This window comes from Bacteroidota bacterium (assembly GCA_016706255.1).
Classification (GTDB): Bacteria; Bacteroidota; Bacteroidia; order Chitinophagales; family BACL12; genus UBA7236.
In genome coordinates this window covers 118,744-131,926 of record JADJJZ010000006.1, presented here as the reverse complement: position 1 = coordinate 131,926, position 13,183 = coordinate 118,744, and the positions used below count along the sequence as shown (strand labels likewise).

23 protein-coding genes and 2 pseudogenes are annotated in these 13,183 nt (G+C 33.9%); all 25 read left to right on the top strand.

Going from position 1 to position 13,183, the window contains the following annotated elements; translation table 11 throughout:
- Window positions 1–24 precede the first annotated feature (24 nt).
- A complete protein-coding gene (locus tag IPI65_09190; protein MBK7441682.1) occupies window positions 25–615 on the top strand; it encodes a hypothetical protein in 591 nt (196 codons plus the stop codon).
- Window positions 616–654: 39 nt separating this feature from the next.
- A complete protein-coding gene (gene arr / locus IPI65_09185) occupies window positions 655–1,398 on the top strand; it encodes an NAD(+)--rifampin ADP-ribosyltransferase (protein MBK7441681.1) in 744 nt (247 codons plus the stop codon).
- A gap of 15 nt (window positions 1,399–1,413) precedes the next feature.
- Window positions 1,414–2,130: a phytanoyl-CoA dioxygenase family protein gene (locus IPI65_09180; GenBank protein ID MBK7441680.1), complete on the top strand. Its 717-nt coding sequence runs from the start codon at window positions 1,414–1,416 to the stop codon at window positions 2,128–2,130.
- Window positions 2,131–2,245: 115 nt separating this feature from the next.
- Window positions 2,246–3,179, top strand: a pseudogene (locus tag IPI65_09175) (polyketide cyclase).
- Window positions 3,166–3,690, top strand: coding sequence for a GNAT family N-acetyltransferase (locus IPI65_09170; GenBank protein MBK7441679.1), 525 nt, complete (start codon window positions 3,166–3,168; stop codon window positions 3,688–3,690). The pseudogene IPI65_09175 and the gene IPI65_09170 overlap by 14 nt, the downstream one beginning before the upstream one ends.
- Before the next feature lie 95 nt (window positions 3,691–3,785).
- On the top strand, window positions 3,786–4,154 hold the full coding sequence (locus IPI65_09165; GenBank protein MBK7441678.1) for a nuclear transport factor 2 family protein: 369 nt from the start codon (window positions 3,786–3,788) through the stop codon (window positions 4,152–4,154).
- A gap of 117 nt (window positions 4,155–4,271) precedes the next feature.
- On the top strand, window positions 4,272–4,940 hold the full coding sequence (locus IPI65_09160) for a hypothetical protein (GenBank protein MBK7441677.1): 669 nt from the start codon (window positions 4,272–4,274) through the stop codon (window positions 4,938–4,940).
- Window positions 4,941–5,007: 67 nt separating this feature from the next.
- Window positions 5,008–5,472: a GNAT family N-acetyltransferase gene (locus tag IPI65_09155; protein MBK7441676.1), complete on the top strand. Its 465-nt coding sequence runs from the start codon at window positions 5,008–5,010 to the stop codon at window positions 5,470–5,472.
- 5 nt (window positions 5,473–5,477) lie between these two features.
- Window positions 5,478–5,834, top strand: coding sequence for a nuclear transport factor 2 family protein (locus IPI65_09150; GenBank protein ID MBK7441675.1), 357 nt, complete (start codon window positions 5,478–5,480; stop codon window positions 5,832–5,834).
- Between the two features lie 42 nt (window positions 5,835–5,876).
- Window positions 5,877–6,242 (top strand): DUF2200 domain-containing protein, encoded by a 366-nt coding sequence (locus IPI65_09145; GenBank protein ID MBK7441674.1) that lies wholly within the window; start codon window positions 5,877–5,879, stop codon window positions 6,240–6,242.
- A gap of 212 nt (window positions 6,243–6,454) precedes the next feature.
- On the top strand, window positions 6,455–6,979 hold the full coding sequence (locus tag IPI65_09140; protein MBK7441673.1) for a helix-turn-helix domain-containing protein: 525 nt from the start codon (window positions 6,455–6,457) through the stop codon (window positions 6,977–6,979).
- Window positions 6,961–7,071: pseudogene (locus IPI65_09135) on the top strand (pentapeptide repeat-containing protein). Before IPI65_09140 ends, IPI65_09135 begins: the two are co-directional and overlap by 19 nt.
- The gene (locus IPI65_09130) at window positions 7,068–7,310 is read left to right on the top strand and encodes a hypothetical protein (GenBank protein MBK7441672.1); all 243 of its coding nucleotides are present in this window, start codon (window positions 7,068–7,070) and stop codon (window positions 7,308–7,310) included. The pseudogene IPI65_09135 and the gene IPI65_09130 overlap by 4 nt, the downstream one beginning before the upstream one ends.
- Before the next feature lie 114 nt (window positions 7,311–7,424).
- The gene (locus IPI65_09125; protein MBK7441671.1) at window positions 7,425–7,853 is read left to right on the top strand and encodes a VOC family protein; all 429 of its coding nucleotides are present in this window, start codon (window positions 7,425–7,427) and stop codon (window positions 7,851–7,853) included.
- A gap of 100 nt (window positions 7,854–7,953) precedes the next feature.
- A complete protein-coding gene (locus tag IPI65_09120; GenBank protein ID MBK7441670.1) occupies window positions 7,954–8,535 on the top strand; it encodes a hypothetical protein in 582 nt (193 codons plus the stop codon).
- 22 nt (window positions 8,536–8,557) lie between these two features.
- A complete protein-coding gene (locus IPI65_09115; GenBank protein ID MBK7441669.1) occupies window positions 8,558–8,977 on the top strand; it encodes an alpha/beta hydrolase in 420 nt (139 codons plus the stop codon).
- Between the two features lie 84 nt (window positions 8,978–9,061).
- On the top strand, window positions 9,062–9,406 hold the full coding sequence (locus tag IPI65_09110) for a hypothetical protein (protein ID MBK7441668.1): 345 nt from the start codon (window positions 9,062–9,064) through the stop codon (window positions 9,404–9,406).
- 1 nt (window position 9,407) lies between these two features.
- Window positions 9,408–9,833, top strand: coding sequence for a DUF1801 domain-containing protein (locus IPI65_09105; GenBank protein ID MBK7441667.1), 426 nt, complete (start codon window positions 9,408–9,410; stop codon window positions 9,831–9,833).
- Window positions 9,834–9,929: 96 nt separating this feature from the next.
- The gene (locus IPI65_09100) at window positions 9,930–10,313 is read left to right on the top strand and encodes a nuclear transport factor 2 family protein (GenBank protein MBK7441666.1); all 384 of its coding nucleotides are present in this window, start codon (window positions 9,930–9,932) and stop codon (window positions 10,311–10,313) included.
- A gap of 14 nt (window positions 10,314–10,327) precedes the next feature.
- On the top strand, window positions 10,328–10,771 hold the full coding sequence (locus tag IPI65_09095; protein ID MBK7441665.1) for an SRPBCC domain-containing protein: 444 nt from the start codon (window positions 10,328–10,330) through the stop codon (window positions 10,769–10,771).
- 98 nt (window positions 10,772–10,869) lie between these two features.
- Window positions 10,870–11,238, top strand: a complete 369-nt coding sequence (locus IPI65_09090; GenBank protein ID MBK7441664.1) for a winged helix-turn-helix transcriptional regulator — start codon at window positions 10,870–10,872, stop codon at window positions 11,236–11,238.
- Window positions 11,235–11,660: a VOC family protein gene (locus IPI65_09085; GenBank protein ID MBK7441663.1), complete on the top strand. Its 426-nt coding sequence runs from the start codon at window positions 11,235–11,237 to the stop codon at window positions 11,658–11,660. Before IPI65_09090 ends, IPI65_09085 begins: the two co-directional genes overlap by 4 nt.
- Before the next feature lie 20 nt (window positions 11,661–11,680).
- Window positions 11,681–12,157: an SRPBCC domain-containing protein gene (locus tag IPI65_09080; protein MBK7441662.1), complete on the top strand. Its 477-nt coding sequence runs from the start codon at window positions 11,681–11,683 to the stop codon at window positions 12,155–12,157.
- A 234-nt stretch (window positions 12,158–12,391) separates the two neighbouring features.
- Window positions 12,392–12,769 (top strand): winged helix-turn-helix transcriptional regulator, encoded by a 378-nt coding sequence (locus IPI65_09075; protein MBK7441661.1) that lies wholly within the window; start codon window positions 12,392–12,394, stop codon window positions 12,767–12,769.
- Window positions 12,721–13,182: an SRPBCC domain-containing protein gene (locus IPI65_09070; protein MBK7441660.1), complete on the top strand. Its 462-nt coding sequence runs from the start codon at window positions 12,721–12,723 to the stop codon at window positions 13,180–13,182. Before IPI65_09075 ends, IPI65_09070 begins: the two co-directional genes overlap by 49 nt.
- Window position 13,183: the final 1 nt, after the last annotated feature.

Genomic DNA, 13,183 nt, shown 5'->3' with positions numbered 1-13,183 from the left:
GCTAACAAACTAATACAGTAAAAATTGAAACTTTTACTTCTCCTCTATTCGGTTTTTAGCTTCACACTAATAACCAATCCGGTTTTTAGCCAGGTGGAAGATACTACCCACGTTCATAATCACAATACACCTGATACATTTTATATTATTCATGAAAATGTGCCCAAAACTAAATTATTAGGGAATTCATGGTATGCAGGCGCTGCATACAATCGATCAGCCTGCACCGAATATAGCGCCAATATAGGCAGAACCTACGGAACTACATTCGCAAGTGGCGGTGGATTCAACCTATCAATGAAATCGTGGGGTATTGGATACAGCTATTTTTATACCAATGAATATAATAGCCAAAGTATAAGCGCTTTCGCAGAAATTTCGAACTTTTTCCTGCCACCGGGAACAGTAAGGCTGGACTACTTCTATGATTTTGAAAATAACAGTAATTATGTGCGCCCTTCGGTTGGTTTAAGTTTGTTTGCTATTGATATTTTATATGGTTATTCCTTTTTGTTGAATGGAGAAGAAAACCTGTTTAAACATGTTTTTACGCTCCGGTTTAAATATTTTATTAATAATAAAAACTGGCAAAAAGATTATCCGAATAGTTGTTGATTTTTGTTTTCCTTTAATATGTTAAAAAGATATTCAATCATGGAATTTAATCCCACGAATAAAATTATTAAATATTGTTTACAGGGAAAACAATTGGAAGAGCAAGGCAAACCTGACGAAGCTAGGTTTATTTATAAACAAGCATTAACGGAGGCTTCCAACAAATATGAAGAATTTTTAGCAACGCATTTTATTTCAGGTGTGCAGCAAAATACAAATGATAAATTAATTTTGTTAAAAAAAGCTTTAGCCCTGGCACAGGAAGTAAATGAAATAGCTATTAATAGCACCATACCGTCTTTATATGTAAATATTGCTGCATGTTATGCTCAACTAAACGACTACGAAAACGAAAACATTTATTTAAAATTAGCAGCAGCATTTAACAACATTGTTTTTGATGAAGGTCCCTTTTATCATGGCACAAAAGCAGATTTACAACCCGGCGACGAATTAATACCCGGTCGCAACTCTAACTACAAATCCGACCTTATCATGAATCACATTTATTTTACCGGTTTAGCAAACGGTGCCGGCTTAGCAGCAGCTTTAGCGTCAGGGAATGGCAAGGAACGCGTATACATTGTTGCTCCAACCGGTCCATTCGAAAACGACCCCAATGTAACAGATAAAAAATTTCCCGGAAATCCCACACGCTCCTACCGAACAACATTTCCATTAAAAATTATAGGTGAAATTACAGATTGGAACCGACAAACACCGGAAGAAATTGAAATGTGGCGCAAAAAGTTAGCTGACAACAATGGGGAAATTATTAATTAACCTGATATAATTCTAATGAGCGAAATTGAAAAAGTGATATTTAATAATAATGGCTATTTGGTGCGCGAAAATATTTACACCGAAACAGAAATAATAAATATCATACACGAAATTGAATCTGCTGACACTCAAAAAGATACATTTAGAAAAAGCAGTGAATTATTTGCCATTCGGCAATTTTTGAAAGAAATTCCAACAGCTCTCAATTTGATATTTAACAGTAAACTTAAATCTTTAATAAAAACTGTATTGGGTGAAAACTACTTTATAGTAAAAAGTATTTATTTCGATAAACCGGTAACGTCCAATTGGTATGTTTCTTATCACCAGGATTTAACTATTTCAGTAGATAAAAAATTGCCTTTGCAAAATTATGGACCATGGACAGTTAAACAAAACCAATTCGCAGTTCAACCCCCAATTCATATATTAGAAAACATAAGTACCATACGCATTCACCTCGACGATACTAACGACCTTAACGGCGCTTTAAAAATTATACCAAAATCACACATTAAACAAATTTATCGGCCCGAAACCATTAACTGGGAAAATGAAACAGAAATTACTTGTACCGTACCACGTGGTGGTGTTATGTTAATGAAACCATTACTATTACACAGCAGCAGCCGAACCTTAAATATCAACCGGCGCCGTGTTATTCATATTGAATTATCAAGTGTGATATTGCCGGAAGAACTAAATTGGGCAGAAAAAATGGAAATACCATAAGTTATTAAGTTAAATAACTATGGTTTCAATTGATTTGAGGTTGCCTACATTATTAAATTGATGTACTTTTATATCTGCGTAGCCCTAAGCGCATTATCAGGCAAATACAAATTGAATGAAGGCAATTTTAAAAGATAGAAGTTTTCAGTTATCTATTATCATTACATTAATATTCCTCGGGACCGGCATTATATTTCTTTTTATGGGCTTAGTAAATTATAGCTGGGTCCTTTTTATTCTGCTTCCTGTTGTGTTAGGCATAGCTATTGGTGCCATGCCGAATAAAAAATATATTTTAGCCGGCGTTTTTTTAACAACCGTTTTTGTGCTTCTAGGAATGTCTGTTCCGGGCTTGTCCGGGTTTTTATGCATTGTTATGGCAATTCCAATTATAGTTCCATTAATTTTTCTCGGCTATGTTATTACGCACTTAGTTAAACGATATAAAAATATTAAGGGAACAAACAATTTGTTTATTTTAATGACCCCTATAATTCCATTTTTAATAGCCGCGCCGGGCGAACACTTTTTAAATCAAAAAAACGAAACGGTAATAGCGGTGTCAACGGAACAAATTTTTAATTTCCCTCCTGAGATGGTTTACGATGCCATTAAATCAGTAGATACACTCGATGCGGAAAAACCGTATCTCATGTATTTTGATCTCCCATACCTACTAAATGTATAATGGATAAAGAGGAAGTGGGTGGCATAAGGACATGCTATTTTGAAGCGGGTAAGTCAAGTAACAATGATTTTGGAAGTGGCTACATTGTAGAAAAATTACCGAACTGGAAAGAGGCAAGATTTTGAAAATGGATGTCATCGATTATAATCTTGTCGGCCGCGACTGGCTTGGATTTAAAGAAGCGATATATTATTTTGAGCCGGTTGGCAATAACCACTGTAAAATGACCCGTATTACAACTTATACATCAGCATTAACTCCACGTTTTTATTGGGGTCCGCTTGAAAAATTAGGCATTAAACAGGAACATGACTATGTTTTTAAAAATTTAGAAAAGGATTTAGAAAATGGAACAAAGTAATATTATTATTAAAAAAGTGCAAACAAGTGATATATCTCAGTTGCAATTAATCGGTCGACAAACCTTTTATGAGACGTTTGCTGCAGGCAATACTGAAGAAAATATGCGTAAGTATTTAGAAGAGGGGTTTTCAGAAGAAAAATTACAAACTGAATTAACTAATAAAAATGCAGAAATTTATTTTGCCATTTTGGAAGAAGAAATAATTGGTTATTTAAAAGTAAATTACGGGCAATCGCAAACTGAATTAAAAGATGATAAAGCACTTGAGATAGAAAGAATATATGTTTTGAAAGCATTTCATGGCAAACAGGTTGGACAAATTTTGTATGAGAAAGCTATTAGTTTAGCGCAGGAACACAATGCCGAATATGTTTGGCTAGGCGTTTGGGAGGAAAACCCTCGTGCGATAAATTTTTATAAAAAAAACGGATTTGTAGAATTTGATAAACATATTTTTAAGTTAGGGAATGATGAACAAACAGATATTATGATGAAACTTAAACTTTAAATTGTTAAATATATTTTATATGTATAATTAAGTTATATTTAATAAGTTATCAATGATAAAATTAATTAATGAACAGATTTAAATCTAAATAATATATGACAAATAAAGAGAAAGCGGAACAATTTTTAAACCTTACCTCATCCGGTGCATCAAGAAAGGCTTTTGACTTATATGTAAGCGATAAGTTTATTCATCATAATGCCTTCTTTAAAGGCGACAGCAACACATTAATGTTAGCCATGGAAGAAAATGCAACCATAAATCCAAATAAAACATTTGAGATTCAAAGAGCATTGGAAGATGGCGATTTGGTAGCTGTTCACTCACGTGTTCAACTAGCTATAGGAGGAACCGAATTGGCTATAATGCATATTTTTAAATTTGTAAATGGCAAAATTGTTGAACTTTGGGATTTCGGACAAGCTGTACCGGAAAATATGATAAATGAAAATGGGATGTTTTAAATTAAAGTAGATAAATTATCGCATTTGATTAAAAAATATTATAAAATGATCGGTAGGCTTTTGTACTCAAATCCCTGCAAGGCTTTAGTTATAATTTGTACAACCTTATGCATATTTGTGGCTTCATGTTCAAATAAGCATTCACATGGCCATGTAAATAACCCGCAAACACGACAAATTACTGTTGATACTATTCGTTATAATAATAATTATAATCACATTAATTTGCCATTTGGTTGTGCCGGTTTAAATAACTTGACTTATCAAATGCATTGGGAAGCTGACCCGAAAAACTATGGTCACCTTGAGCAACCTGTCGGCAAAACATTTGATGAAGTTTACACATGTTTTGAAACATTGAATAACCAACCCACCCTTGATACGGTTTTAACCATTTATAATTTGCAATACATTAATATAGGAAGTGCATTTAATAATAATACTTATATTGATACCTTAGCACAACGAAACATCGACAGTTTAAAATACATGTTGCCAAATGTTAGAAACTATCAATGTTATTATTATTACTCTGAAAGCACCCTAAAATATGGCAAATACGGCAATATACTTTTACTTGATAATTCAACACAAAATGGAAAGGTTTTGAATATATACAATGAAATTGGTGGCGACCAAAACGTTAGTTACCGATATTTTTACCTCACATACGAAGGTCTGATAATTTATGAAGGCGCTTGTTATGATGATGGATGTAGTTTAAATAAAAAATGGAAAATTTTGATCTCCGAAGATGGAGAAGTCAATATAACTGAAGCCAATTAATTATAGATATTTACAAATAGTTAGAAATTAAATAACTTTAACAAAAACTTAGACACTCCGAAATAAAATGACACTAACACCAACTGTTAAAGCAGATTTAGAAACATTATACCTATTTCAACTCAATAAGGAAGCCAACTACCTGGCTGCATTCACTGGTCCTGAGCCTTTAACAAAAGAAGCTTATATTCATAAATATGAACCATTTTTGAGTAATCCAACCATTCACATGTGCACAATCAAAATTGAAGATAAAATTGTTGGAAGTATTGCCAAATACGAAATGGAAAATGAAGCAGAAATAACCTATTGGATCGACCAGGAGTTTTGGGGGCAGGGTATTGCAACAAATGCTTTACGCGATTTTTTAAAAATTGAATTAAACCGTCCTATTTATGGCCGAACAGCATTCGACAACTTCGGTTCACAAAAGGTGCTTGAAAATTGTGGTTTTATAAAAATTGGCACCGATAAAGGTTTTGCTAAAGCACGGAATGAAGAAATTGAGGAATATATATTTAGACTAGATTAAAATATATGACACCAAAACAAATACTCAATCAATGGCTCATAGCTTTTAACAACACTGATGCTCAAGCTATTTCTAGTCTTTATGCAGAAAATGCTGTAAACCATCAGGTTGCAAATGTACCAATTATAGGAAAAGAAGCCATTAAAAAAATGTTTGAAACCGAGTTTAGTGCGGCTGAAATGGTTTGCATTCCGGAAAATATTTTTGAAGATGGCGAATGGGCAATTCTGGAGTGGAAAGACCCAAAAGGTCTACGTGGTTGTGGCTTTTTCAATATTAAAGATGATAAAATAATATTTCAGCGCGGCTATTGGGATAAACTTTCATTCCATAAATTACATAATATTCCTTTAACGATTTAATAGATTTGAAAAATTAATTCAGTCATTTTAATAACAAAACAAATGAATACCACCGACTTACATAACAAAAGAATGGCAGAAATGACATTTTCTTCCGTTTACCCGTTGTATCTAACTAAGATCGAAAAAAAAGGGCGAACCAAAAATGAACTGAACGAGGTAATAACATGGCTAACAGGGTTTGACGAAAAAAAAATACAAGCCCTTATAAATGAAAAGGTTACGTTTGAAACCTTTTTCAAAAAGGCTAAACTTCATCCCAATGCCAACCAAATTACAGGAATGATATGCGGATACAGAATTGAGGAAATTGAGAATCCGTTAACAAAGCAGGTCCGTTACCTTGATAAACTAGTGGATGAATTGGCAAAAGGCAGGAAAATGGAAAAAATTTTACGCGATGCATAATCCATTTTTCAAAAGGTTTAGCTTTCGTTTTTAGGTGAAATGCCAACAGTTTTAAGCTAAAAAGTGGCTATTCTTTGTTTTAGGCGAAATTACATCCAAAAGTTGCCTCAAAACAACCAATAGTTGCGGTAATACAACCATTAGTAGCGGTCAAATGTTGTTTACAATATAGACATCAAAATAACTTTGCTGCATCAAAAAACTTAAACAAGATGCTAAATTCAAACACTATTGGCGATAAAATTGCCGCAGCAAGAAAAAACATTTTTCTATCACAAGCCGATTTGGCTCAAAAAATTTCAATTAGTCCGCAAGCAGTAGGTAAATGGGAGCGAGGTGAATCGATGCCTGATATAACAACATTAAACCGTTTGGCAGAAATTTTAGGGGTAGATCTCAATTATTTCTCTGAAAATTTTCAGTCACAACCAACGGTTAACTCAACTCTTGATTCCGGCAAAGCAGAAAATTCGAAAACCTCCAAATCAACTGTTATCAGCAACCGTGACATGTCGAAGTTAAATCTAACAGATAGTGATTTTTCCGGATTAAAAAACTTGAGTCAAAATTTTTCGTCTGCAAATATGCAGCGTTGTTTATTCATTGGTTCAAACCTATCCGGATTAACATTGAATAAAAATAATGTAGACGGCTGCGATTTTACCGATTCTGATATCAGTAAAAGTCAAATCCAAGGCTCAAACCTGCAAAAAATAAATTTCATAATTGTTCATTAAATGAAACGGTAATTACCAAATCCAATATCTTAAAATGTGATTTTTCCGGTGCCGATTTTATAGGAACTGTTTTAAAACAGGCAATTTTATGAAAAACACTTTGGAAAACATTCAATGGAATTCCACAGCATTCATAGAAATGCAAATACAAGATATTACATTTACCGGAACATTAAATGATTGTACATTTGATAATTGTGCTTTTTATGGAACAAAATTTGAAAATGCAACATTGCTAAATACATTCTTTAAAAATAACAGAAAGTTTAAACGGGTTAAATTTATAAACTGCAAAGTTGATAAAATTACCTATGCATTTCTTAAAAAATAACCTTGCTGATTTGAAGGGGGTTGTTGTCATGGAATAATTAGCAAATTTCAAATTGTTGAATTATTTTTTATACTTTTATATATATTTTACCTTAATACATAACTGAAATTAAACATGGGAGATTTAAACCACCAACCAGAAAAAACTGAACCACAAAACGACAAAACACCTAAAGTGCTTGGTATTGGGGCCATCCTCTTTTTTGCCGAAAATTTAATGGAAACCAGGGAGTGGTATGTTAAAAACTTAGGTTTAGAAATTAATGATTGGGGTTCCGCAAGTTTCGAATCCCGCGATTTACACGACCCGGAACGGATAAATTCTATTCAATGGTGCCCGTTTAAAAAGGGTGATGCCTATTTTGCACCTTCAACTAAAGATTTTATGATTAATTACCGTGTTCAAAATATAGAAGGACTGATAGAAAAACTTCGAAACAATGGCGTCAACATTGTAGATGAACTTGAAACCTATGATTACGGTAAATTTATTCATATTATGGATGAAGAGGGTAATAAAATTGAATTGTGGGAGCCAGCGTGAGAATCACTTTAATGGTAAAAACCCCCAAAATAATTATTTTAAAGGCTAATCACTAATACTTATTATGCTAAAAACCCTTCTCCTCCCGCTTCTTCTTTTTGTGTCAAACATACTCCGGGCCCAGGAAAATATTCAACTGCCATCATTAAAAGCCCAAATTGATAGCCTGTATCAGGTAGATCAGCAAGTTCAATTGGATTTTATTGCTGCTTATCAAAGAGGCGCTACCATGGATAGTATAATGATTTATGAAAATATTAAAAATGAAACCTTTAAACGGCATATTCCAATTGTTAAAAATATAATTGCAACGTATGGTTACCCTTCTATTGAAAAGGTTGGAAAAGAAAGTGCTACCAATTTTTTTCCGCTTATTCAACATGCCGATAGTGATGTGAATTTCCAATCTAATATGTTACCAATAATTAAAGAACAGGTAGAAAAGGGGCTAATTAATGGAGCAGATTATGCATTTTTATATGACCGTATTAAAGTAAATACCGGTAAAAAACAATTGTACGGCACACAACTCACTTACAATGAAAAACATATAGCGGTTCCCAAACCACTCAAATTTAAAAATGGCGTAAATAAAAGAAGAGCTGAATTAGGAATGGAATCGCTGGAAGATTATCTCAACAAAGCAACCGAATTACATAAAATAATGAACGGACTGGATTAATATTTTTTAATTGAGATAAATATTGTTCATTTTATCTTCAAAATTTGTTTTTAAAACAGTTTACTATAATTTTGAAACATGTTGTAATACATCAACAAATACTGAAACCGGTTATGCCAATGTCAATGGATTGAAAATGTATTATGAAATACACGGTTCCGGTTTTCCATTAGTCCTTATTCATGGTGGTGGTTCAACTTTAGAAAGTACATTTGGCAATGTAATTCATCAATTTGCTAAAACACATAAAGTAATTGCAGTTGAATTGCAGGCACATGGCCGCACCGCTGATATCGATCGACCTTTGAGTTTTACTCAAGATGCCGATGATGTGGCGGGTTTGCTTAAACAACTCCACATTGAAAAAGCGGATATATTCGGATTCAGCAATGGTGCCAGCACTACTTTGCAATTTGCAATCCGAAACCGAATTAACACATAAAATTATTGTTGCATCAACATTTTTAATAAAACAGGAGCACCATCCTGGTTTTGGGATATGATGGGAAATCCTTCGTTTGAAACCATGCCTCAGCAGTTAAAAGATGCGTTTTTAAAAGTAAATCCGGATTCAGCTGCGTTATATCAAATGTATAGTCGTGATGTTGCCAGAATGCAATCGTTTCCTGATATTTCGGTAGAAGAAATGTTGTCGATTAAATCACCTGCATTTATTATTATTGGCGATAAAGATGTAACAACTCCTGAACATGCTGCAGAAATGCATAAACTATTATCTAATTCCAGGTTGGCAATTATTCCCGGTGGTCATGGCGATTATATTGGTGAAATTACTACAGCATACGATAGTGTTTTAATTGCCGCGACTGTTAATATGATTAATGAATTTTTATTAGATGAAGTAAAATAGTATGGCAGAAAAAAAATCAAAACTGGTTGAAATTAAAACCAAACCAACTAATAATAATGTGGTTGCCTTTATCAATAAAATAAGCGACGAACAAAAAAGAAAAGATTGTTTTGTATTAATTGATATGATGAAAGCAGCCTCCGGTGAAGAACCCGTTTTGTGGAGCAACTCAATTGTTGGTTTTGGCAATAAAAGATATAAAAGTCCCAATACCGGGCGGGAAGTTGACTGGTTACTCATTGGCTTTGCACCGCGTAAAGCAAATCTATCGCTTTATGTAAGTGTTGGTATTCAGGAACATAGCGCAGCATTAAAAAAACTCGGTAAACACAAAACAGGTGTGGGATGCCTGTATATAAATAAGCTGGAAGATGTTGATTTAAACGTGCTGCAAGGTATTATCAAAACATCCCTCAGTAAAAAATAAGCCTGGTAATTTTGTCCAAATCACCCTCAACAGTGTCCATTTTACACACCTCTACTTACCAATTTAGCCAATACTTTTGTGCTTAAACTTGATACTATGACTACAGAAATAAAGAACACTACCGATTCTACTCAAAATGTGGCTGCACGCTTTGATGAGTTGGCAAAACAGGAAAAATGGTTCGAAATTCAGGATGAATTATTTTCTGAAAATGTAAAAAGTATTGACCCTGAACATTCACCTTATTTTGGTTACGCAGAAGGGAAAAAAGCCGTTCGGGAAAAAGGTGAAAATTTTGGAAAAAAAATCCGTGATGTACATCACGTCTATACATCGTCACCAATAGTTAGCGGAAATCATTTTGCAGTTGCAAGAGAAGTAGATATTACACTCGAAGATTTTGGGAGAATTCAAATCAACCAAATCATGTTGTACGAAGTTAAAAATGGTGAAATCGTGTCAGAACAGTTTTTTTATTAAATAATTTAATGTCGATGGAAAATATCGCAGAACGTTCACTCCACCTAAGCAGAACATTTAATGTACCACTAAAAACAATGTGGGAAGCCTGGACGATCCCTGAACAAATTGCAGTGTGGTGGGGTCCAAACGGTTTTACAAACACCATTCATATTATGGATTTCAAAGTTGATGGTGAATGGAAGTTAACCATGCATGGTCCGGATGGTCAAAATTATGCGAACAGAAGTGTTTTTCGTGAAATCATTCCATTCGAAAAAATTGTAATGGAACATTTTAATCCACATTTTATTGCTACAATAAAATTTACCGACTTGGGCAATGCTACATTAATAGACTGGCATTCATTATTCGATACAATTGAAAATTTTACCATCGTAGTAAAAACATTCAAAGCAGATGAAGGCCAAAAACAAAATCTTGACCGGCTGGAAATGTTTTTTAATCCAACCGTTTAACAGCTAATACTAAAGCAAAGCCTGGAAGCAAAAAAAATTGCTTAAATATTTGCGCAGTCAAATAACTGCATTATATTTGCAGTCAAATAGCTGCATAAATGGAAACCAGAAGAGACGTATTTCAGGCAATAGCCGACCCTACCAGGAGGGATATTATAGCCCTGGTTGCTACGCAGGCAATGACTCCGGGTGCTATTGCCGGAAATTTTGATTCGTCACGCCAAACAATATCCAAACACATTCAAATACTTTACGAGTGTGAATTGCTACATCAAAAACAGTATGGCAGAGAAATTTATTACCATTTTAATCCCCAAAAAATGAAAGAAATTGCCATTTGGGTTGAACCTTATAAGAAATTATGGGAAACCAGATTCGATGCAATTGAAACATTATTGGATGAAATGCAATCAGATAAAAAAGTTATTAAAAATAAATTCAACAAAAAGAAAAATTTAAAGAAATGACAAATCAATTGTATCCTTGTTTATGGTTCGATGGCAATGCCCGAGCTGCAGCAGAATTTTATTGTTCTATTTTTCCTAATTCCAAAATTGTGACCGACACAGGAATGGTTGTAAATTTTGAATTGAATGGCCATTTTTATATGGGCTTAAATGGTGGTGATAATTTTAAATTTAATGAAGCCATATCTTTTGTTATTCCATGTAAAGATCAGGCTGAAATTGACCACTACTGGTATAAACTCATTGCAGATGGTGGCGCTGAAAGTCAATGTGGTTGGTGTAGAGATAAATTCGGATTATCATGGCAAGTGATTCCCGCCAATTTGGGTGAATTAATGTCTGACCCCGCCCGTGCACCAAGAGTAATGCAGGCATTTATGAAAATGAAAAAGTTTGATATCGAAACATTACAAAATGCTTGATCAGGTATAAAAATTCCATTATGGCAAAACAAATTGAAGTATCACGCATATTTAATGCACCGGTTGAAATGGTTTGGAAAGTGTGGACCGATCCTGAACTGGTTAAACGTTGGTGGGGACCAAAACATTTTACAGCACCGGTTGCTAAAATCGATTTTCGCGTTGGTGGAAAATCATTAGTGAGTATGCGTGCGCCACAGGAATTTGGTGGTCAGGAACATTTTTCAATTTGGGAATATGTTGAAATTATTCAGCATATTTCTATTGAATTTATTCAGCGCATTAGTAATGAAAACGGTGAAGCAATTCCACCTGCAAGTGTTGGTTTACCGGAAGATTTCCCACTCGCAGTTAATACAATTGTTAGTTTTAAAATCATTGATTCAAATAAAACTGAGATGCGAATTACAGAACAAGCTGAATTTGGCTCAATTAGTAATTTTGCTCAATTAGGATTAGAACAAACAATGGAAAAAATTGTAGCAATATTTAATTAAATACCAATACTGATTATTTAATCAGTGTTATTTTGTTGAACAGCATTTTGTTTGAAGTTTCAAATGAAATGCTGTTTTTTTCATATAACAACTTTGATAAAACCTGTATCAAGCAGTTTTATTTGTTTTGCTTTCACAATTTCCTCAATAAAACGAGTCCCTGTTAAAAAAATATGTTAAAAAATTTGCGTAGTCACATAACTACACATACATTTGTAGCCTAATAGCTACACAATGAACCTACGAAGAGACGTATTCCAAGCGATATCAGACCCCACAAGGCGGGCAATACTACTACTGGTTGCCTCCCAAGCTATGAGCGCCGGGGCAATAGCCGCCAATTTCGATACCGCAAGGCCGACGGTAAGCCGTCACCTACACATTCTTACTGAATGTGAACTGTTAACTCAGGAACAAAATGGCAGAGAAATTTTTTATCAAACCAATATTATAAAAATGAAAGCCATTGCCGATTTTATTGAACCATTCCGTCAAATGTGGGATGAACGTTTTAACAAATTAGAAGATATTATGAAAAACATCCACGTAAAAAATAAGATATCATGGAACAAAAAACTAAAATTCATGCTGAAGATGGCAAACAGGAATTAACCATCACAAGGTCGTTCGATTTACCTGTTGACCTACTGTTCATCGCTTATACGGATCCTGAAATTGTGGAACAATGGATGGGTACGAAAGTAATTAAATTGGAAAATAAAAATCACGGAGGTTATCAGTTTGAAACTACCGATCCAATGGGTAACAAACATTTATTCAGTGGCTGCATTCATGAAATTATTGAAAATAATAGTATTATCAGAACATTCGAAATGAACAATACGCCTTTCCCGGTTCAATTGGAATATCTTCAATTTGAAGCTGTAACAGATAATACATCTTTGCTTACCATGCATGTAATTTATAAATCAGTTGCCATACGCGATCAGATTTTAAAATTACCTTTTGCTCAAGGAATAAATATGGCCCACAATCGTATTCAGGAAATTCAATCAAAAATTTAAT

What these genes read in the sequence shown, in the direction of transcription:
- IPI65_09170 (MBK7441679.1), top strand. Translation starts at nt 3,166, where the DNA reads ATGGAACAAAGTAATATTATTATTAAAAAAGTGCAAACAAGTGATATA.
- arr (MBK7441681.1), top strand. Translation starts at nt 655, where the DNA reads ATGGAATTTAATCCCACGAATAAAATTATTAAATATTGTTTACAGGGA.
- IPI65_09095 (MBK7441665.1), top strand. Translation starts at nt 10,328, where the DNA reads ATGGAAAATATCGCAGAACGTTCACTCCACCTAAGCAGAACATTTAAT.
- IPI65_09110 (MBK7441668.1), top strand. Translation starts at nt 9,062, where the DNA reads ATGCCTCAGCAGTTAAAAGATGCGTTTTTAAAAGTAAATCCGGATTCA.
- IPI65_09070 (MBK7441660.1), top strand. Translation starts at nt 12,721, where the DNA reads ATGGAACAAAAAACTAAAATTCATGCTGAAGATGGCAAACAGGAATTA.
- IPI65_09080 (MBK7441662.1), top strand. Translation starts at nt 11,681, where the DNA reads ATGGCAAAACAAATTGAAGTATCACGCATATTTAATGCACCGGTTGAA.
- IPI65_09165 (MBK7441678.1), top strand. Translation starts at nt 3,786, where the DNA reads ATGACAAATAAAGAGAAAGCGGAACAATTTTTAAACCTTACCTCATCC.
- IPI65_09155 (MBK7441676.1), top strand. Translation starts at nt 5,008, where the DNA reads ATGACACTAACACCAACTGTTAAAGCAGATTTAGAAACATTATACCTA.
- IPI65_09090 (MBK7441664.1), top strand. Translation starts at nt 10,870, where the DNA reads ATGGAAACCAGAAGAGACGTATTTCAGGCAATAGCCGACCCTACCAGG.
- IPI65_09105 (MBK7441667.1), top strand. Translation starts at nt 9,408, where the DNA reads ATGGCAGAAAAAAAATCAAAACTGGTTGAAATTAAAACCAAACCAACT.
- IPI65_09100 (MBK7441666.1), top strand. Translation starts at nt 9,930, where the DNA reads ATGACTACAGAAATAAAGAACACTACCGATTCTACTCAAAATGTGGCT.
- IPI65_09125 (MBK7441671.1), top strand. Translation starts at nt 7,425, where the DNA reads ATGGGAGATTTAAACCACCAACCAGAAAAAACTGAACCACAAAACGAC.
- IPI65_09085 (MBK7441663.1), top strand. Translation starts at nt 11,235, where the DNA reads ATGACAAATCAATTGTATCCTTGTTTATGGTTCGATGGCAATGCCCGA.
- IPI65_09075 (MBK7441661.1), top strand. Translation starts at nt 12,392, where the DNA reads ATGAACCTACGAAGAGACGTATTCCAAGCGATATCAGACCCCACAAGG.
- IPI65_09130 (MBK7441672.1), top strand. Translation starts at nt 7,068, where the DNA reads ATGAAAAACACTTTGGAAAACATTCAATGGAATTCCACAGCATTCATA.
- IPI65_09180 (MBK7441680.1), top strand. Translation starts at nt 1,414, where the DNA reads ATGAGCGAAATTGAAAAAGTGATATTTAATAATAATGGCTATTTGGTG.
- IPI65_09150 (MBK7441675.1), top strand. Translation starts at nt 5,478, where the DNA reads ATGACACCAAAACAAATACTCAATCAATGGCTCATAGCTTTTAACAAC.
- IPI65_09140 (MBK7441673.1), top strand. Translation starts at nt 6,455, where the DNA reads ATGCTAAATTCAAACACTATTGGCGATAAAATTGCCGCAGCAAGAAAA.
- IPI65_09145 (MBK7441674.1), top strand. Translation starts at nt 5,877, where the DNA reads ATGAATACCACCGACTTACATAACAAAAGAATGGCAGAAATGACATTT.